This is a genomic window from Nitrobacter sp. NHB1, assembly GCF_036964665.1.
GTDB lineage: Bacteria > Pseudomonadota > Alphaproteobacteria > Rhizobiales > Xanthobacteraceae > Nitrobacter.
In genome coordinates this window covers 527,431-545,659 of record NZ_JBAMDA010000001.1, presented here as the reverse complement: position 1 = coordinate 545,659, position 18,229 = coordinate 527,431, and the positions used below count along the sequence as shown (strand labels likewise).

Here is an 18,229-nt window from a genome sequence, read left to right as displayed (position 1 = left end):
AAGTTCCATCGGCTGGATTGGCGGTGGTCGATAGCATGGCAGCCTCTGGAATCAAAGCGTTTGGCTGCCATGCACGGGTTTTTCCCGGAGGTTCAGCGCGGATAGTCCGGCGGCGGCCCGTGCTCCCGGATCGCATCGACCACCTCGCGGTGCCGGCGGTCCTCCCGCTTCATGTGGACCGCGATCAGCGCATGGGCGGACGGCACCAGGAACAGGATCGGGAAAATCCACCCGAAAATCGCGCAAAGCACGATCACGACCACGTTCAGGATGGCCGAGAACGGTTGCCCGTTGAACAACAGCCCGAGCGGCGGCAGCAAGGCGGCGAGCACATAGATCATCGCGGGGTCTCCCAGAACTCACCAGGGATTTAGGAAGGCCTGCCGGCTGCGCAATAGCGCGCCGGCTCTATCGATGCTACAGCCCCGCTCCGCCGTCCGGTTGCTCCCGCGAGCCTGCATGAACAAGGAACGCCTGATCCCGCTCATCGTCGCCGCCGCATTGTTCATGGAAAACATGGACTCCACGGTGATCGCGACCTCGCTGCCGGCGATCGCCGCCGACATCGGCACCAGCCCGCTGACGCTGAAGCTCGCGATCACCTCGTACCTCTTGTCGCTGGCGATCTTCATTCCGGCGAGCGGCTGGACCGCGGACCGGTTCGGGGCGCGCACCGTATTCAGCACGGCGATCGCCGTGTTCATGATCGGTTCGATCGGCTGCGCGCTATCGTCGTCGGTGACGGATTTCGTAATCGCGCGGACCCTGCAAGGGTTGGGCGGTGCGATGATGACGCCGGTCGGCCGCCTGGTGCTGCTGCGCTCGATCGACAAGAGCGCGCTCGTCAACGCGATGGCGTGGGTGACGGTGCCCGCCCTGATCGGGCCGGTGGTCGGTCCGCCGCTCGGCGGCTTCATCACCACCTATTTCTCGTGGCACTGGATCTTCCTGATCAACATTCCGGTCGGCCTGCTCGGCATCGTGCTGGCGCAGCGCTTCATCGATCCGATCCGCAGCGAGAACCTCGAACGCTTCGATCTCTACGGCATGGTGCTGGCAGGCGTCGGGCTCGGCGGCATCGCCTTCGGCCTGTCGGTCGCCGGTCTCAACCTGCTGCCGTGGGCGGTGGTGATCGCGCTGATCGGCATCGGCTCGGTCTCGATGACGCTTTATGTGGTGCACGCCCGGCGCACCGACTCGCCGGTGCTGGATCTCACGCTGCTGCGCCTGCCGACGTTCCGCGCCAGCATCTATGGCGGGTTCCTGTTCCGCCTCGGCGTCGGCGCGCTGCCGTTTCTGCTGCCGCTCCTGATGCAAGTCGGTTTCGGGCTGTCGCCGTTCGGCTCGGGACTGGTGACATTCTCCTCGGCCGTCGGCTCCATGGGCATGAAGGCGCTTGCCGCCCGCATCATCCGCACCTTCGGCTTCCGCAACATCATGATTATCAATGCTATCGTGAGTTCGGTTTTTCTCGCGGCCTGCGCGCTGTTCACCATCACGACGCCGCTGTTGCTGATCATGATCATACTGGTCGTCGGCGGTTTCTTCCGCTCGCTACAGTTCACCGCGATCAACGCGCTGGCCTATGCCGACGTCGAGCCGGAGCAGATGAGTCGCGCCACCACGATGGCCAGCGTCAACCAGCAACTGGCGATTTCGGCGGGCGTCGCAGTCGGTGCCTTCTCCGTGGAGTCCGCGATGCTGTTCGATCACAGCACGGAACTCACGGCTGCGGATTTCGGACCCGGCTTCCTCGTGGTCGCGGTGCTTGCAGCGACGTCCACTTATTACTTCTTCAGGATGCCCGCCGATGCAGGCCATCAGGTGTCGGGGCGGCGCATGGTGGTGATTTCCGATCCCACCCGCGAGTCCGAGGCCGAGGAAGAAGCCGCTCGCGAGACCGTTACCGCGCGCGATCAGAAACTGAGCTGAAGCGTGACGAGTGACGCTTTAACCCGCACGTAACTCTGCTGGCGTGCCGCGAAACCCCGTCGCCATCACGTAGCGCTCCGATGAATCCTGCCGGCTCGAGGCTGGCTTCACATGCCGGACCGTGCGGAAATCGCGCTTGAGCTGCACCAGCAGGTCGGCATCCGCTCCGCTCTGAAACACTTTTGCGATGAACGTCCCGCCGGGCCGCAGCACGTCGGCTGCGAACGCAGCCGCGCTCTCCACGAGGCCGATGATCCGGAGCTGATCGGTCTTGCGATGGCCGGTGGTGTTGGCGGCCATGTCGGAAAGCACGATATCCGCGCCCCCTTCCATCATCGCAATCAGTTTCTCGGGCGCATCGGCATCGAGAAAATCGAGCCGGGCAAACGTCACGCCGACGATTTCCGGCATCTCCAGGAGATCGATGGCGACCACCTTGCCCCTGCCGTCGACGGCGCCGACGCGCTTGGCCGCGACCTGGCTCCAGCCGCCGGGCGCTGCGCCGAGATCGACCACCGCCAGACCGGGTTTCAGGAAATGATACTTGTCGTCCATCTCGATCAGCTTGTAGGCGGCGCGCGAGCGCCAGCCGTCGCGCTTGGCCTGCGCCACATAAGGATCGTTGAGCTGCCGCTCCAGCCAGAGTTTGGACGACAGCTTTCGCTTGCCGCCGGTTTTGACGGTCACGCGCAGCCGGCCGGTGGTGTCTTTCGCCATATCTACCCGTCACGCCCGGACTTGATCCAGGCATCCATCAAAAGAACAAACCGCACTGCGCGATGTCATGATCTTGTTCACTCTGGATGGATTGCCGGGTCAAGCCCGGCAATGACGGAGGACCAACCTTTGTGCATCAACTCAGTTGAATGACGCCGTCCTCGCGCATCATTTCGACCAGCATACCCTCGCGCAGGCCACGATCGGCCACTCGCAGCCGCGGCAGGGGAAAGGCCTGCCGAATGGCATCCAGGATAGCGCACCCCGCCAGAACCAGATCGGCGCGCTCGGCCCCGATACAGCCGTTGACCACTCGCTTTTGATAATCCATCCCGCACAGCCGGGCGATAACCTGGGTGATCTCGATGTCGTTCATCCAGATACCGTCGACCTTGCGGCGGTCGTAGCGCGCAAGACCGAGATGGAGCCCGCCAAGCGTGGTCACCGTGCCCGAGGTGCCAAGGAGGTGCATCCCGTAGAGATTCAAGCCATGCTCGGCCCCGAACGCCGCAACATGGGCCGTGACTTCACTCACCATCGACGCGTAGGACTCCGGCGTTATATCGTGTCCGCCAAACCGCTCGGCCAGCGTCACGACGCCGATCGGAATCGACATCCATGCCTTGATATGCGGGTCACTGCCCTCGCGGTCGCGTTCGATCCGGACCAGTTCCGTCGAGCCGCCGCCGATGTCGAACAGGATTGCGCCGCGCGCTTTCGGATGGATCAGCGGCGAACAGCCGATTACCGCAAGCGCGGCTTCCGTCTCCCGATCGATCACCTCAAGCTCGATGCCGGTTACGGCGGCGACGCGGTTGCGAAAATCCGCGGAGTTCGACGCCGCTCGGCAGGCCTCCGTCGTGATCAGCCGCAGCCGACGTGCTTTCTTCGCACGCATCTTGTCGCGGCACACGACGAGCGCGGCGATCGCGCGTTCGATCGCCGCCTCGCTGATACGCCCCGTCGACGAGATGCCCTCGCCCAACCGGACGATCCGCGAAAACGAATCGATTACGCGAAAGCCGCCCTCGCTCGGACAGGCGATCAGCAAACGGCAGTTGTTGGTGCCGAGATCGAGCGCGGCATAAACGCCGGAGACGTCAGCTGGCGAATCGCCGACAGCCGTTGCCATAGTCACGGCCAGTCCCTGCGGGCTGCCGCGCGATTCAGGATCAGCGCGACGCAGCGTATCGTCATTCATGAAATCGTCTTTCCGCGACCCGCCGGGCCGACGAGCTATTCTTTTTCACGGAAAGTTTAGCAGCGCAGGTCGTCAGCGCAACCGCCCGCGCGGGCCGAATGTCCGATTGCGCAGTCTGGGTCCCCGGACGCTTGGTCCGAGAAACAATTTTGCGAGAGCCGGCCGACAAACGCCATTCTGACGGATTTTCCTATGCCAGACCGCGCTTCCCGTCAGCCACTCGACAACGATATTGCACTGCAAAATTTTCAGTGTCGCAATCTTCTCTGACATGGAGTAACACGCGCTGTCACGACCTCGCAGCCGATGATCCGCCATTGACCTCCATTCGTATCTACGTTGACGCCGATGCCTGTCCGGTGAAGGATGAGATTTATCGCGTCGCCGCGCGCCACGGCCTGCCCGTCAGCGTGGTCGCGGGCGGGTATATTCGCGTGCCCGACGATCCTCTGATCGAGCGCATCGCGGCCGGACCCGGCATGGATGCCGCCGATGACTGGATCGTGGAACGCGCCGGCAAGACCGATATCGTCATCACGGCGGACATTCCGCTGGCGAGCCGCTGCGTCAAGGCAGGTGCCAGCGTGATCGCGCCGAACGGCAAGCCGTTCACGGAGCAGTCGATCGGCATGACGCTCGCTGTCCGCAACCTGATGACCGACCTGCGATCAACCGGTGAAGTTACCGGTGGTCCGCGCCCGTTCCAGCCACGCGACCGCTCGGCGTTCCTGTCGGCTCTGGACCAGACCATCCGCCGCATCCAGCGCGCCTTCGCTGCGCTAAAGAGCTAGGACCATGGCGCCGCCGCTGATCCAGTTGAAGGACATCGCGCTGACGTTTGGCGGCACGCCGCTTTTGTCCGGCGTCGAACTCGCGGTATCCGAATCTGAGCGGCTCTGCCTGATCGGCCGCAACGGCTCCGGTAAATCGACGCTCTTGAAGATCGCCGCCGGTCTCATAGGGCCCGACAGCGGGAGCCGCTTCGTGCAGCCCGGCGCCACCGTGCGCTATCTGCCGCAGGAGCCTGACTTCGCCGGCTTCAAAACCACGCTCGCCTATGTCGAGGCCGGGCTCGGCCCCGGCGACGATCCCTATCAGGCGCACTATCTGGTCGAACAGCTCGGCCTCACCGGCGAGGAAGACCCTGCCCATCTCTCCGGCGGCGAAAGCCGGCGCGCGGCGCTGGCGCGGGTGCTGGCGCCCTCGCCCGACATCCTGCTGCTCGACGAGCCGACCAACCATCTCGATCTCACGACCATCGAATGGCTGGAGGGCGAACTTGCCTCTCGCCGCGGCGCGCTGGTGCTGATCAGCCACGACCGGCGCTTCCTGTCCAACCTCTCGCGCAGCACCGCCTGGCTCGATCGCGGCCGGATCCGGCAAATCGACCGCGGCTTCGCGAAATTCGAGGAATGGCGCGACGAGGTGTTGGCGGAAGAGGAGCGCGACCAGCACAAGCTCGACCGCAAGATCGTCGCCGAGGAACACTGGCTGCGCTACGGCGTCTCGGGGCGGCGCAAGCGCAACGTCAAGCGGCTTGGCAATCTCCACGCGCTACGCCAGCAGCGCCGCGACTATCGCGGCACGGACGGCAGTGCAAATCTCGCCGCGGCAGAGGCCGACAAGTCCGGCAAGCTGATCATTGAGGCGAAGGGCATCGGCAAGTCTTATGGCGATCGAACGATCGTCGAAAACCTCTCGATCCGCGTCCAGCGCGGCGACCGCATCGGCATCGTCGGCCCCAACGGCGTCGGCAAGACCACGCTGATCAACATGCTTACGGGAGCCGACATGCCCGACGGCGGCACGATCCGGCTCGGCGCCAATATCGAGATGGCAACGCTCGACCAGCACCGCGAAAGCCTCGATCCGAAATCGACGCTGGCGGAGGCACTGACCGGCGGCCGCGGCGATCACGTCATGGTCGGCGGCAAGCCGAAACACGTCGTCAGCTACATGAAGGATTTTCTGTTCGCGCAGGAGCAGATGCGCACGCCGCTCGAGGTGCTGTCCGGCGGCGAACGCGGACGCCTGATGCTGGCGCGCGCGCTGGCAAAGCCGTCCAACCTGCTGGTGCTGGACGAGCCGACCAACGACCTCGACCTCGAAACGCTTGATGTGCTGGAGGACATGCTCGGCGACTACGAGGGCACCGTGATTCTGATCAGCCACGACCGCGACTTTCTCGATCGCGTCGTGACCTCGGTGATCGTTCCCGAGGGCAATGGCCGCTGGATCGAATATGCTGGCGGCTACACCGACATGCTGGCGCAGCGCGGAGCGGACCTGACACGCGAGGTGCCGAAATCCGCACCGGCGCCCGAGGCGGAGCGTTCCGCGAAGGCGGCGCCTGCGGTCGCTCCGGGAAAACGGCGGCTAAATTTCAACGAGAAGCACGCGCTGGAGACGCTGCCGAAATCCATCGCAAAACTTCAGGCAGAGATCGCAAAACAGCAGCAGCGCCTTGACGACCCCGACCTCTATACGAAGGATCGCGCCACCTTCGACAAGGTGTCGGCCGCGCTGACGACCGCACACACCGAATTGCAACAGGCCGAGGACCGCTGGCTCGAACTGGAAATGCTGCGCGAGGAGATCGAGGGAGCGTGAGGGTTAACGCCGCAGCCATTTCAGCGCGCCTCGCCCAGCCGCCGCGCCGGTCGCGAACGACGCCTGCAGCAGATAACCGCCGGTCGGCGCTTCCCAGTCCAGCATTTCGCCGGCAGCGAACACTCCCGGCATCCGGCGGATCATGGTGTCGTCGTCAAGCTCGCTGAACGCAAGTCCGCCGGCGGAGGAGATCGCGCGCGCGATCGGCGCGATGCCGGTCAGCGTGATCGGAACGGCGTGGATCAACGCCGCGAGCGATGCCGGCGGCATCGTTCCCGGCTGTTGACCGGTAACCATCGCCGCTTCCTGCAACAGACCGATCGCAACGGGCGCAAGACCCGCCGCCTTGCGCAGCCAGTTCGAGACGGATTGTTTTCCGCGCGGCACGCTCAATCGCGCCGACAGATTGTCCGTCGCAACATCGGGCCGCAAGTTGATGTGAAGCGTCGCATGGCCCGACGCGATGATCGCCTCGCGCAACACCGAAGACAGCGCGTAAATTCCGCCGCCTTCAACACCGGTGCGCGTGATGACGGCTTCGCCACGCACCTCGTGCGAGCCGCACGACAGCGCGACGTTCTTCAGCGGCTGACCTTCGAAACGATCACGGAAGACGCTGGACCACGCCACGGTGAATCCGGAATTGGCAGGCCGCAGCGGCGAGATCGCGATCCCCCTGCCCGCGAGCCATTCGACCCACGCGCCATCGGAACCGAGCCGCGGCCAGCTCGCGCCGCCGAGCGCCATGACCGTCGCATCCGCCTCGAAGGTACACTCGCCATCAGGCGTCTGAAAGAGCAGGCGGCCATCGCGGTCCCACCCGGTCCAGCGATGCCGCAGCATCAGCGTCACGCCGAGGGAATCGAGCCGCCTGAGCCACGCGCGCAACAATGGGGACGCCTTAAGCGTTCTCGGAAACACACGCCCGCTCGACCCGACGAACGTCGGTTGTCCGAGATCGTCGGCCCACTTTCGCAACGCCTCGGGCGTGAACGCATCGATGGCCGGTTTGAGATGGGGTACGGCCGCGCCGTAGCGCGCGAGAAACTGCGGCAGCGGCTCGCTGTGCGTCAGATTGAGTCCGCCGCGCCCCGCCATCAGGAACTTGCGGCCCGCGGACGGCATCGCGTCGAATACGGTCACGCGCACGCCGCCTCGCGCGAGAACCTCCGCGGCCATCAGCCCGGCAGGACCGGCGCCGAGGATCGCGGCTTGAGTATGGAGGGCATCCATAAGCTATCAGGAAAAGTACAGGAGGGTGAGCCAGTCGGCGACGAGCGCTGACCGCTTCTCGCCCTCGATCTCGACGCTGACGGCGGTGCACGACAACAGTTCGCCGGGCTTACGGAGTGTCGCCTCCGTCAGCGTGAAGCGGCCCCGAACGCGAGAGCCGGATTTCACCGGCGAGATGAACCGGAGCCGGTCGAAGCCGTAGTTGACGCTCATGGTCACGCCATCGACCCGCGGCATCACCTCATACGACATGACGCTGAGCAGCGACAGGGTCAGGAACCCGTGCGCGACGGTGGTGCCGAATGCCGTTTCGCGTTTGGCCCGGTCGGGATCGACATGGATGAACTGATGGTCCTCGACCACGCCGGCATAGTCGTCGATCCGCTTCTGGTCGATCAAGTGCCATGAGGAAACGCCGATCTCCTTTCCGACCATCTGCCGATAGGCATCGAGCGAGACCGGCGGTGTCTTCCAGACCTCATTCACGACTCACGTCTCCGCAGCTTTTGACTTCAACGCATGAAGCTCCGGAAAATCCTCCTCGCAAAATTCTATCTCGCGCAGTGCGTCGCCGCGATCGTTGTCGTGTTCGAGGCGGCGAAGCTGAACGCGGCGGATCTTTCCCGAAATCGTCTTGGGCAATTCGGGAACGAGTTCGAGCTTGCGAATGCGCTTGAACGGTGCGAGTCGTTCAAACATGTGCCTGTAAATCGACAGCGCCGTCTCGCGCGAACGCTCCGCCCCGCCGACCAGCAGGACGTAGGCCTCCCGAAGCGGCACGACGTTGCCGAGCAACAGCAGCAAATGATCGCCGCGTTTCAATCCCTGCGCGCGCAGGAAATTCGCTATCTGATTCGAGCGCCGTGACATCGATTTGAGCCCATTGACCGCGGCATCGTAATCGGTGCGATGGCGCAGCAGAAACGCGCGCGCCTCGACAAACGTGGTCATCGGCCGCCCCTGTTGTCCGCAAGGGCGCGGATGTGCCGGATGATGCCGGAGAAATCGACCCCGCCGTTTCCGGCCGCGTCGAAGGTTTTGTAAATCTCCTGCGCGTGCTGTCCGAGCGGCGTCACCGCACCGCCGGATTTCGCTGCTTCCTGCGCAAGCGTCAGGTCCTTGAGCATCAGCGCCGAGGCAAAGCCGGGCTTGAAGTCGTTATTAGCGGGCGACGCGGGAACCGGGCCCGGCACCGGGCAATAGCTCGTCAGCGACCAGCACTGGCCCGACGCGGTCGAGGCGACATCGAACAGCGCCTGATGCGACAGGCCGAGCTTTTCCGCCAGCACGAAGGCTTCGCCGACCGCAATCATCGAGATGCCAAGGATCATGTTGTTGCAGATCTTGGCCGCTTGCCCCGCGCCGTCACCGCCGCAATGGACGATCTTCTTTCCCATCGCCTCAAGAAACGGTTTCGCCGCCACGAAGGCCTCGGCTTCGCCGCCAGCCATGAAGGTCAGCGTCGCGCCCCTGGCGCCGCCGACGCCTCCCGAGACCGGCGCATCGACCGACGGCAGCACAGCCGTGGCCGCCAGCATATGGGCCCGCCGCGCGCTTTCGACATCGATGGTCGAGCAGTCGATCATCAGCGCGCCCCTGACTGCGCAGGGAATAACATCGGTCCAGACCGACACCACATGCCGACCGGCCGGCAGCATGGTAATGATGACATCCGCATTCGTCACCGCCGCCCTCGCGCTGTCGGTGATCGCTACGCCGTCCGCCTTGGCCGTATCCCTCAAAGCTGGCACGAGATCGAAACCGTTCACCTTGTGGCCCGCCTTGACGAGATTGGCCGCCATGGGTCCGCCCATGTTGCCGAGACCGATGAATGCGATGGTCGCCATGCTGGCCTCCAGTCGAGGTTATTTTTTCTAATTGAATACGAGTTCATCCGCGCCGATGTTGGCAAAATACGGCGCAATCATCTCCGGCGTAACCTCCTCGATCCGCGGCGGCGACCATTTTGGCTCGCGGTCCTTGTCGATGACCGCGGCCCGCACGCCCTCGCGAAAGTCGTCGCTCGCGAAGACCGCAAGCGCTGCACGATATTCACGCGCGAGACATTCCTCCAGCGTGGCCGAGGCGCGCGCGAGTCGCAGCAGCTTCAGCGTCACGACCATGCCGCGCGGCGACTTCTCGTTCAGGGTCTTGAGGGTCGAGCGCGCGAGTTCGGAGCCGTCACGATTCAGGGTCGCGAGTATGTCGTCCATTCGACCATGAGCGAACCACGCATCGATCCGCGGCCGGATTGCCGCAACGGGGCCCGCGGTTTCGCCGCTCGCAAAGCTCGCGATCGTTGCTCTCACGCGGGCCGCATCCGCGCGGGCGCCGAGATCGGCCAGCGCCTCGCGAAGCGCCGCGAGTTTTCGCGACGGCACCCCGGCATCGGCGAAGCCGGCGTAGATCGCGTCAGGCCCGTTCATGGGCTGGCCGGTCAACCCGAAGTAGGTTCCGGTCTCGCCCGGCGCGTGCGACAACAGCCAGGTGCCCCCGACATCCGGAAAGAAGCCGAGGCCGACCTCCGGCATTGAGAGCCTGGTTCTCTCGGTAACAACGCGGTGCCCGCCATGCGCCGACAATCCGACGCCGCCGCCCATCACGATGCCGTCCATGAAGGCGACATAGGGTTTTGGAAATTTCGCAATCCGCGCGTTGAGGATGTATTCCTCGCGCCACAGCACCTTGCCGAGATCGCCCGCAACCTTCGCGCTTTCCCAGAGCGAGCGAATATCGCCGCCCGCGCACAGGCCGCGCTCGCCCGCTCCTTCGAGAAGGATCAGACCGACTGCGGGGTCCGCCTCGAATTCGTCCAGCGCATTGCCGATCTCGCGGAACATCTCCAGGGTGACGGCATTGATCGCCTTCGGGCGGTTGAGGCGAATGATGCCCGCGCTTCCCTCCCGCCGTGCGATCAGATCGGTCTCGTCGCCTGCAACGACCTTCATCGCGCGCCCTCTATCAGCTTGCGCGACACGATCAGGCGCATGATTTCGTTGGTGCCCTCGAGAATCTGATGCACGCGCAAATCGCGCACGATCTTCTCGATGCCGTATTCCGAGAGATAGCCGTAGCCGCCATGCAACTGCAATGCCTGATTGGCGACCTCGAAGCCGACATCGGTGGCAAAACGCTTTGCCATCGCGCACAGCATGGTGGCTTCAGTGTCCTCCTGGTCCAGCGCGGAGGCCGCACGCCACAGAAAAGTTCGCGCCGCTTCCAGTTCGGTCGCCATGTCGGCGACCTTGAATTGCAGGGCCTGGAACTCGTCGAGCCGCTTTCCGAACGCCTTGCGCTCCTTCATGTAGGCGAGCGTCTTGTCGAGCGCCGATTGCGCGCCGCCGAGCGAGCACGCGGCGATGTTCAGCCGCCCGCCGTCGAGTCCGGCCATCGCGATCTTAAAACCGATGCCCTCGTCGCCGAGCCGATTGGCCACGGGCACGCGCGCGTTCTCGAAGATCACCGCGCGGGTCGGCTGCGCATTCCAGCCCATCTTGCGCTCGTTGGCGCCGAACGAGACCCCCGGTGTATCGCGCTCGACCACGAGCGTCGAAATGCCGCCCGGCCCGTCGTCGCCGGTGCGCACCATCACCACGTAGAGGTCGCTGGCGCCGGCGCCGGAGATGAACTGCTTCTGCCCGTCGAGTACGTAGTGATCGCCGTCGCGCACCGCGCGGGTCCGCAAGGCCGCGGCGTCCGAACCCGCGCCGGGCTCGGTCAGGCAGTAGCTCGCCAGCAAGTCCATGGCGCACAGTTTTGGCAGCCACTTGCGCCGCTGCTCGTCCGAGCCATAGGCATCGATCATCCACGACGCCATGTTGTGGATCGAGATGAACGACGACACGGTAGGGCAGCCCTGCGCCAAGGCCTCGAAGATCAGCGCGGCGTCGAAACGGCTCAGCGCCGAACCGCCGACATCGTCGCGGATGGTGATGCCCCCGATGCCGAGGCTTGCCGCCTCGCGCATCACGTCCACCGGAAAATACTTGTCCTCATCCCATTTCAGCGCGAACGGCGCGATCTTCCCGGCGGCGAAATCGCGCGCCATGTCGCGGACAGCGATCTGATCCTCAGTGAGCGCGAACTGCATGCGTGATCCCTGCCGATCACTTGCTGTGGAACGCGAACTGCGTCCCTTCCTTGACGCCGGAGGGCCAGCGCGAGGTAACTGTTTTGGTCTTGGTATAAAATCGCACCGAGTCGGAACCGTACTGATTGAGGTCGCCGAAGCCCGAGCGCTTCCAGCCGCCGAAACTGTAGTAGGCCACCGGCACCGGGATCGGCACGTTGATGCCGACCATGCCGACCTGGACGCGCGAGGCGAACTCCCGCGCGGCGTCACCGTCGCGCGTGAAGATCGCGACGCCGTTGCCGTATTCATGGTCCGACGGCAACCTGACCGCTTCGTCAAAATCGTTGGCGCGGACCACCGACAGCACCGGACCAAAGATTTCTTCCTTGTAGATCCGCATGTCCTTGGTGACGTTGTCGAACAGACAACCGCCCATGTAGAAGCCGTTCTCGTAGCCTTGCATCTTGAAACCGCGGCCGTCGACCGCGAGCGTCGCGCCTTCCTTGACACCGATCTCGACGTAGTTCTTGACGCGCTCCAGCGCCGCCCTGCTGACGAGCGGGCCGAAATCGGCGGACGCATCGGTGGACGGACCGATCTTCAGGTTCTCCACGCGCGGGATCAGCTTCTCCATCAGGCGGTCGGCGGTGGTCTTGCCGACGGGGACCGCGACCGACACCGCCATGCAGCGCTCGCCGGCCGCGCCGTAGCCCGCACCGACCAGCGCGTCCACCGACTGATCCATGTCGGCATCCGGCATGATGATCATGTGGTTCTTGGCGCCGCCGAAACACTGCGCGCGTTTGCCGGCCGCGGCCGCGCGTGAATAAATGTAGTGCGCGATCGACGAGGAGCCGACGAAGCCGACCGCCGCGATATCGGGGTCGTCGAGAATGGCGTCGACCGCCTCCTTGTCGCCGTTGACGACATTGAGAATGCCCGGCGGCAAACCGGCCTCCAACATCAGTTCGGCCAGCCGCATCGGCACGCCCGGATCGCGCTCCGAGGGTTTGAGGATAAAAGCGTTGCCGCAGGCGATCGCCGGCGCGAACTTCCACATCGGGATCATCGCCGGGAAATTGAACGGCGTGATGCCGGCGACAACGCCGAGCGGCTGACGCATCGAATAGCTGTCGATGCCGGGACCGGCGCCCTCGGTGTAGCCGCCCTTCATCAGTTCGGGAATGCCGACGGCGTATTCGACGACCTCGACGCCGCGGAAGATGTCGCCCTTGGCGTCGGGAATGGTCTTGCCATGCTCACGCGCCAGTAGTTCGGCCATCGCATCGTTGTCGCGCGCCACCAGTTCGAGAAATTTCATCAGCACGCGGACACGGCGCTGCGGATTGGTCGCGGCCCACGCCGGCTGCGCGGCCTTGGCGTTCTCCACCGCTTCGCGCAACTCGGCTTTCGACGCCAGCGCGACCCTGGCCTGCACTTCGCCGGTCATCGGCTGGTAAACGTCGGCGAACCGCCCCGACCTGCCGCTGACGGTCTTGCCGCCAATTAGGTGTCCGATGGTGCGCATGTTTCCTCCCGGCCGCGTTCGCAAGAGTCCGCTTGTGATATCCTGACCCGCATTTTCGAGTCTTCAAAGGGTTTCGGCGCGCAGCCCATTTACTTGACTTGGCCAGCTACTTGGCGGGCTCAAGGATCGAGACGTAGTTCGCAACCGCCGTGCCGCCCATGTTGAAAATGCCGGCGAGCTTGGCGGCCCTGATCTGCATACCCTCGGGCGCCTCGCCCGCGAGCTGCATCGCGCTCAGCACATGCATGGAGACTCCGGTGGCGCCGATCGGATGGCCCTTGGCCTTGAGGCCGCCGGACGGATTGATCGGCAGCTTGCCGTCCTTCCGGGTCCAGCCTTCCTTGATGGCGCGCGCGCCCTGCCCCTTCGGCGTCAGGCCCATGGCCTCATACTCGATCAGCTCGGCGATGGTGAAGCAGTCGTGGGTCTCGACGAACGAGAGATCGGACAGCATCACACCAGCCTTTGCCAGCGCCCGCTGCCATGCCACCGTGCAGCCCTCGAAATCAAGGATGTTGCGCTTCGACATCGGCAGGAAATCCTGCGCGTGACCAGTCGCGCGGATGTTGACCGCCCGACGCGCGGACCGGGCCGTCTCCGCATCCATCAGCACCAGCGCGGCCGCGCCATCCGACACCGGCGAGCAGTCGGTGCGCTTCAGCGGCCCGGCAACGAACGGGTTCTTCTCGCTCTCGGAGCGGCAGAACTCGTAGCCGAAATCCCTGCGTATCTGCGCGTAAGGGTTGGCGACGCCATTCTTGTGGTTTTTCGCCGCGATCATCGCCAGCGCATCCGACTGGTCGCCGTATTTCTGGAAATAGGCCTGCGCGATCTTGCCGAAAACGCCGGCAAAACCGCCGGGGGTATCGCCGTCCTCCGGCAGATAAGAGGCGCGCAGCAGATTGCGGCCGATCTCGGGACCGGGCGTGTGCGTCATCTGCTCGACGCCGACAACCAGCACGATCTTCGCCGCACCCGACGCAATGGCGCGGACACCCTGATGCACCGCCGCCGATCCGGTGGCGCAGGCATTCTCCACCCGCGTCGCCGGCTTGAAGCGGAGTTCCGGATCGGCTTGCAAGACAAGCGAGGCGGTAAAATCCTGGGGCGAGAAACCGGCATTAAAATGCCCGAGCACGATTTCATCGACGTCGCCGGCGGAAATGCCGGCATCGGCCAACGCGTGGGTTGCGACCGTCACCACAAGGCTTTCGACGGTCTCTGCGCCCAATTTCCCGAATGGCGTATGTGCCCATCCGACAATGCTGGCGGTCATGGTCGTACTCCCATGTGCTGGCCGAGCTTCACGCCGTGATATAGTCTCTCAATAGCGCAGAGTTCAGGGTGAGCCCCGGAATTTTCATCATTCGCCGGCGCATAATGGATCATGCCGCCGGGCAGAGCGGCGTCTGCGGAAACAACCACGAGACCGCTTGCCGGACCTGTCAACTCATGACTTACCGCCGAGCCATGGCTTTACATGGTTCCGAACATTCACGTCAGTTCTTGACCAGCACAAGCAAGACGATCCGGATGCCTGGGCATCGCCGGACATACGCCACGGATGGCCGGACCAGACCGGCCATGACAGATCAACGCGGCTCTTAAGAACGCTTCCTTGATGTCCGGCCCTTCGCGACCGTCGATCGCCTCTCCGACTTTTTTGGAGCGGCGGCAGGCGCCTTGTGGCCGTTCAGATTTTTGCCGTTGCGCGCGACCCCGGCGCGCTTTTCAGCCCTCGCCCTGACGCGCTTCTTCTCCTCGCGCGCCGCGGCCCGCAACTTCCTGCGTTTCTTTTCGCAGGCGTCGCACTTGCAGCCGATCGGCTTCAGGTACTCCTTGAAGTAGTCGGTGCCGTAGTCGTAGTTGATTTCCTCGCCGGGCGCGATGTCCTTGATGGCGCGGATGTCGACGCGCCGCTTGATCTTGCTGACGTCGGATTCCGCATTCGGTTTGCAGGCGTGGTTGATGTAGCGCGCGATGTTCTTGCGCACCGAGCCGTCGATGGTCCAGCGGTTGGTGATCTGAAAGAGATACTTGTTCTCGACCGCGTCGTCCTTCTCCTTGTTGCAGTCGAGCAGCGGCCCGAAATACCGGACGATCTTCGTGCCCTTCTTGATGGGTTTGGTGGCGAAGAGGCCGAGCCCGGTGCGGGAGCGGCCGATTCGATAAGGCTTGTTCGGAGAAATGACAGGCATGGTCGGCTGGAAATGCTCAATCGTGACGGCAGGAATCGCGAACACGCTGTTTGACATGATTCCGCAGGCATTGTCAGGGGTTTCGTTCCTTCCGATCGAACCGTCCAACGAATTTGCAGGAAATTGCGTGGCTTTCTATCGCGCCGCAACACATTGCCGCAACACATTTAAGTCGTTGAAGTGTTTGCGCTGTGGCGCGAGACCACACTCTCATTGCCCACGCTTGCCCTATAGCGCAATCCACCCATCACACGACGGCGGGTTTATCTTCGCGTTGGTTTCTGCGATAAGCAACTCGCGTTAGACGCGCGAGCGGCAGTCGAACTCTCGGAAAAGGATGAAGCATTGTTGAAAGCAGAATTCTCACGGATCAATCAGGCGAAAGCGGTCTTCGATGATATCTACATCCAGGACGATCCCAGATCGTATTTCTCGGTCCTTGGCGATCTCGACTATATGATCACGGATGTAGCCGAACCCGTCATCCGCCAGATTCTATCCGCCAAGGCTTCTGTCACCGATACCAAACCCGTCGTGCTCGATGTCGGCTGCTCGTACGGCATCAACGCCGCAGTGCACCGATTTCCGCTGACATTCGGAGGCTTGCGTCACCGCTACGCCCGGCGCGAAATAAAGGCGGTCAGTTCCGAGGAGTTGATGCGGTTCGATCGCAATTTCTATGCGAGTTGGCCCGATCTCGGCCCAGCCCGGTTTATCGGCCTCGATGTGTCGGCGCCGGCAGTTCGCTACGCGACGCGCGTCGGGCTTCTCGATCAGGGCATCGTCGCCGATCTCGAAAACGAAACGCTTTCGGCGGAGAACGCGCGCATTATCCGCCCCGTCGATGTCATCATGTCGACGGGCTGCATCGGCTATGTGACGGAAAAAACATTCAGCAAGCTTCTCGATGCGACAGAGAAGAAGCCATGGATCATTTCCTTCGTGCTGCGAATGTTCCCTTTCGACGCGATTGCGAAAACGTTCGCGCAGCGCGGCCTGGTGACAGAACGGCTGAGCGGCGTGACCTTCGTCCAGCGTCGCTTTCGCGACGCCGAGGAGTTCGAGAACAGCCTGGCAAACCTCGCAGCCGCCCAGATCGACCCTACCGGCCTCGAATCCGAGGGTTTGTTTCATGCCGATTTGATTCTTTCGCGGCCGGAGGCCGATGCGCGCGCCGCTCCGCTGGCAGACATCGTAACCGTTGCCAGCGGACGAGGCCGCCCGATCGCGCCGCGTTATGTTCATGTCGAAAGCGACGACGGCCCGCGGGTGACGCTGGAGCCGTGAATCGTGCCGGGTCCGGCGTGATCATTATGACATTCCGGAATATGTCGTGGGGTCGTGGAATGAGGTTTGGCCGGATATGAACGCGACGCTGTCCGCGCGTGCCAACCAGCTTGATTGTTTCCGTTTGGAGATCGATCCTTGAAATGACAAGCCTGCGCTCCTGCCTCGCCGCCAACCTCTGTCTCGCTACCGCGATGGCCTTCGCTGTTTCGCCGGCCCGCGCCGACCGCTGCGACGATCTCGCCGCCCAGCTCAAGAGTCACATCAACGGCCTGCACGTCGGAAAGACCGCCGCCAATGCGATCTTCCTGTCGCATCCCGCAGCCAGGCAACTGATCCTCGGTTGTCCGAACCGCAAGTTCACCAACGAGCTGATCGCGGGCACGGACAACCGCAAACCGAAGCCGGAGTTTTACGATCTGGTGGCGCAGGCTTCCGCCATCATCTTCACGATCCCGAAGGCCGATACGCTGAGAGGCGTTACCCGTTGCATCAGGCGCATGGGCTTGTTGCGCGGCGACGATGTGCGGATGCGCTATCGGCGGCTGAACATGCATTGCACCCGCACCAAGACCAGCGCGGCAATCGCGGTGTCACGCGGCAACGACGAGTGACGAACGACGACTTCGAGTCCTGTTCGGTTCATTTGAGATCCGCTTCCGGCTCGATCTCGCCGGCGGCGAGCTTGCTGCTGTCGCAAGTTCGCCGCGAAGACACGGTAATGGGGACCGCATGGATGACAAGCGCGACCTGATCCGCCGGTTGATGACCCAGAACACGGTCTGGATCGCCATCTTGGGCGTGCTGCTGTTCATCCCGGCAGGCAGCCTGCACTGGCCGGCCGCCTGGCTGTTTCTGGCGACGCTCGGCTTTCTCGGCATCGTCGGTGGATTTTGGTTTGTGCAGATCAATCCCGGACTGCTGACCGAACGGATGCGGCCGATGATCCAGAAGGGCCAGCCGAAGGCGGACAAGGTCTTCATGCTGGTAATAGGACCGGTCAGCATGATCTGGCTGGTCGTCATGGGTCTCGATCAACGCCATCAGTGGTCGGACATGAGTTCTGGATTTCAGGTCGTCGGTTTCGCGCTGTTCATACTGTCGCTCGCCATTTCGTTCTGGGTGATGCGGGAGAACACATTCGCAGCGCCGGTGGTGAAAATACAGGCCGAGCGCGGACATCAGGTGATCCGCACAGGTCCCTATGCGCTCGTCAGACATCCGATGTACGACGGCGCGATCTTCTTTTTCCTCGGAGTTTCGCTGCTTCTGGGATCCTGGTGGGGCGCCGCAATCACACCAATCTTCATCGGGCTGTTCGCGATGCGTGCCGTGATCGAGGAAAGGACCCTGATCGCCGGCTTGCCGGGCTATCAGGACTACATCGGACAGGTCCGCTACCGGCTGTTGCCCGGAATCTGGTAATGTGACCGCTCGTTCTGGACTGGGGG

The 18,229-nt window shown here is 63.5% G+C and carries 17 protein-coding genes and 1 pseudogene; 6 read left to right on the top strand and 12 right to left on the bottom strand.

Features of this window, described 5'->3' with window-relative positions; all coding sequences use genetic code 11:
- Positions 1 to 92: 92 nt before the first annotated feature.
- Positions 93 to 341, bottom strand: coding sequence for a hypothetical protein (locus V4R08_RS02625; protein WP_335577911.1), 249 nt, complete (start codon positions 339 to 341; stop codon positions 93 to 95).
- Positions 342 to 459: 118 nt separating this feature from the next.
- Here V4R08_RS02625 and V4R08_RS02620 point away from each other — a divergent pair, with 118 nt between their 5' ends.
- Positions 460 to 1,932, top strand: a complete 1,473-nt coding sequence (locus V4R08_RS02620) for a DHA2 family efflux MFS transporter permease subunit (RefSeq protein ID WP_335577910.1) — start codon at positions 460 to 462, stop codon at positions 1,930 to 1,932.
- Positions 1,933 to 1,950: 18 nt separating this feature from the next.
- On the opposite strand, the gene V4R08_RS02615 is transcribed toward V4R08_RS02620, so the two are convergent.
- Both V4R08_RS02615 and V4R08_RS02610 read right to left on the bottom strand, forming a co-directional pair.
- Positions 1,951 to 2,649, bottom strand: a complete 699-nt coding sequence (locus V4R08_RS02615) for an RlmE family RNA methyltransferase (protein WP_335577909.1) — start codon at positions 2,647 to 2,649, stop codon at positions 1,951 to 1,953.
- Positions 2,650 to 2,785: 136 nt separating this feature from the next.
- Positions 2,786 to 3,850, bottom strand: coding sequence for a Ppx/GppA phosphatase family protein (locus tag V4R08_RS02610; protein WP_442935614.1), 1,065 nt, complete (start codon positions 3,848 to 3,850; stop codon positions 2,786 to 2,788).
- 317 nt (positions 3,851 to 4,167) lie between these two features.
- Here V4R08_RS02610 and V4R08_RS02605 point away from each other — a divergent pair, with 317 nt between their 5' ends.
- On the top strand, positions 4,168 to 4,641 hold the full coding sequence (locus V4R08_RS02605; protein ID WP_335580158.1) for a YaiI/YqxD family protein: 474 nt from the start codon (positions 4,168 to 4,170) through the stop codon (positions 4,639 to 4,641).
- A gap of 4 nt (positions 4,642 to 4,645) precedes the next feature.
- Positions 4,646 to 6,460, top strand: coding sequence for an ABC-F family ATP-binding cassette domain-containing protein (locus V4R08_RS02600; RefSeq protein WP_335577908.1), 1,815 nt, complete (start codon positions 4,646 to 4,648; stop codon positions 6,458 to 6,460).
- A 3-nt stretch (positions 6,461 to 6,463) separates the two neighbouring features.
- On the opposite strand, the gene V4R08_RS02595 is transcribed toward V4R08_RS02600, so the two are convergent.
- From V4R08_RS02595 to V4R08_RS02555, 9 genes and pseudogenes are all read right to left on the bottom strand, one after another.
- Positions 6,464 to 7,693 carry a BaiN/RdsA family NAD(P)/FAD-dependent oxidoreductase gene (locus tag V4R08_RS02595; RefSeq protein ID WP_335577907.1) on the bottom strand — a complete coding sequence of 410 codons (1,230 nt, stop codon included), beginning with the start codon at positions 7,691 to 7,693 and terminating at the stop codon, positions 6,464 to 6,466.
- A gap of 6 nt (positions 7,694 to 7,699) precedes the next feature.
- Positions 7,700 to 8,179 (bottom strand): MaoC family dehydratase, encoded by a 480-nt coding sequence (locus V4R08_RS02590; RefSeq protein WP_335577906.1) that lies wholly within the window; start codon positions 8,177 to 8,179, stop codon positions 7,700 to 7,702.
- Between the two features lie 3 nt (positions 8,180 to 8,182).
- Positions 8,183 to 8,461, bottom strand: a pseudogene (locus V4R08_RS02585) (AMP-binding enzyme); the annotation flags it as partial.
- Positions 8,462 to 8,640: 179 nt separating this feature from the next.
- On the bottom strand, positions 8,641 to 9,540 hold the full coding sequence (mmsB, locus tag V4R08_RS02580; RefSeq protein WP_335577905.1) for a 3-hydroxyisobutyrate dehydrogenase: 900 nt from the start codon (positions 9,538 to 9,540) through the stop codon (positions 8,641 to 8,643).
- 27 nt (positions 9,541 to 9,567) lie between these two features.
- Positions 9,568 to 10,641: an enoyl-CoA hydratase/isomerase family protein gene (locus V4R08_RS02575; RefSeq protein ID WP_335577904.1), complete on the bottom strand. Its 1,074-nt coding sequence runs from the start codon at positions 10,639 to 10,641 to the stop codon at positions 9,568 to 9,570.
- Entirely contained in the window at positions 10,638 to 11,783 is a 1,146-nt protein-coding gene (locus V4R08_RS02570; protein WP_335577903.1) for an isobutyryl-CoA dehydrogenase, read from the bottom strand. Before V4R08_RS02570 ends, V4R08_RS02575 begins: the two co-directional genes overlap by 4 nt.
- Positions 11,784 to 11,799: 16 nt before the next feature.
- Positions 11,800 to 13,293 carry a CoA-acylating methylmalonate-semialdehyde dehydrogenase gene (locus tag V4R08_RS02565; protein WP_335577902.1) on the bottom strand — a complete coding sequence of 498 codons (1,494 nt, stop codon included), beginning with the start codon at positions 13,291 to 13,293 and terminating at the stop codon, positions 11,800 to 11,802.
- Positions 13,294 to 13,399: 106 nt separating this feature from the next.
- Positions 13,400 to 14,569: an acetyl-CoA acetyltransferase gene (locus V4R08_RS02560; protein WP_335577901.1), complete on the bottom strand. Its 1,170-nt coding sequence runs from the start codon at positions 14,567 to 14,569 to the stop codon at positions 13,400 to 13,402.
- Between the two features lie 328 nt (positions 14,570 to 14,897).
- Positions 14,898 to 15,491, bottom strand: a complete 594-nt coding sequence (locus V4R08_RS02555) for an SET domain-containing protein (protein WP_335580157.1) — start codon at positions 15,489 to 15,491, stop codon at positions 14,898 to 14,900.
- A gap of 345 nt (positions 15,492 to 15,836) precedes the next feature.
- On the opposite strand from V4R08_RS02555, the gene V4R08_RS02550 reads away from it, so the two are divergent.
- From V4R08_RS02550 to V4R08_RS02540, 3 genes are all read left to right on the top strand, one after another.
- Positions 15,837 to 16,778: a class I SAM-dependent methyltransferase gene (locus V4R08_RS02550; protein ID WP_442935613.1), complete on the top strand. Its 942-nt coding sequence runs from the start codon at positions 15,837 to 15,839 to the stop codon at positions 16,776 to 16,778.
- Between the two features lie 143 nt (positions 16,779 to 16,921).
- Complete coding sequence (locus V4R08_RS02545) at positions 16,922 to 17,392, top strand: hypothetical protein (RefSeq protein ID WP_335577900.1); 471 nt, start codon at positions 16,922 to 16,924, stop codon at positions 17,390 to 17,392.
- A gap of 118 nt (positions 17,393 to 17,510) precedes the next feature.
- A complete protein-coding gene (locus V4R08_RS02540; protein WP_335577899.1) occupies positions 17,511 to 18,203 on the top strand; it encodes a methyltransferase family protein in 693 nt (230 codons plus the stop codon).
- The last annotated feature ends 26 nt before the right edge of the window (positions 18,204 to 18,229 follow it).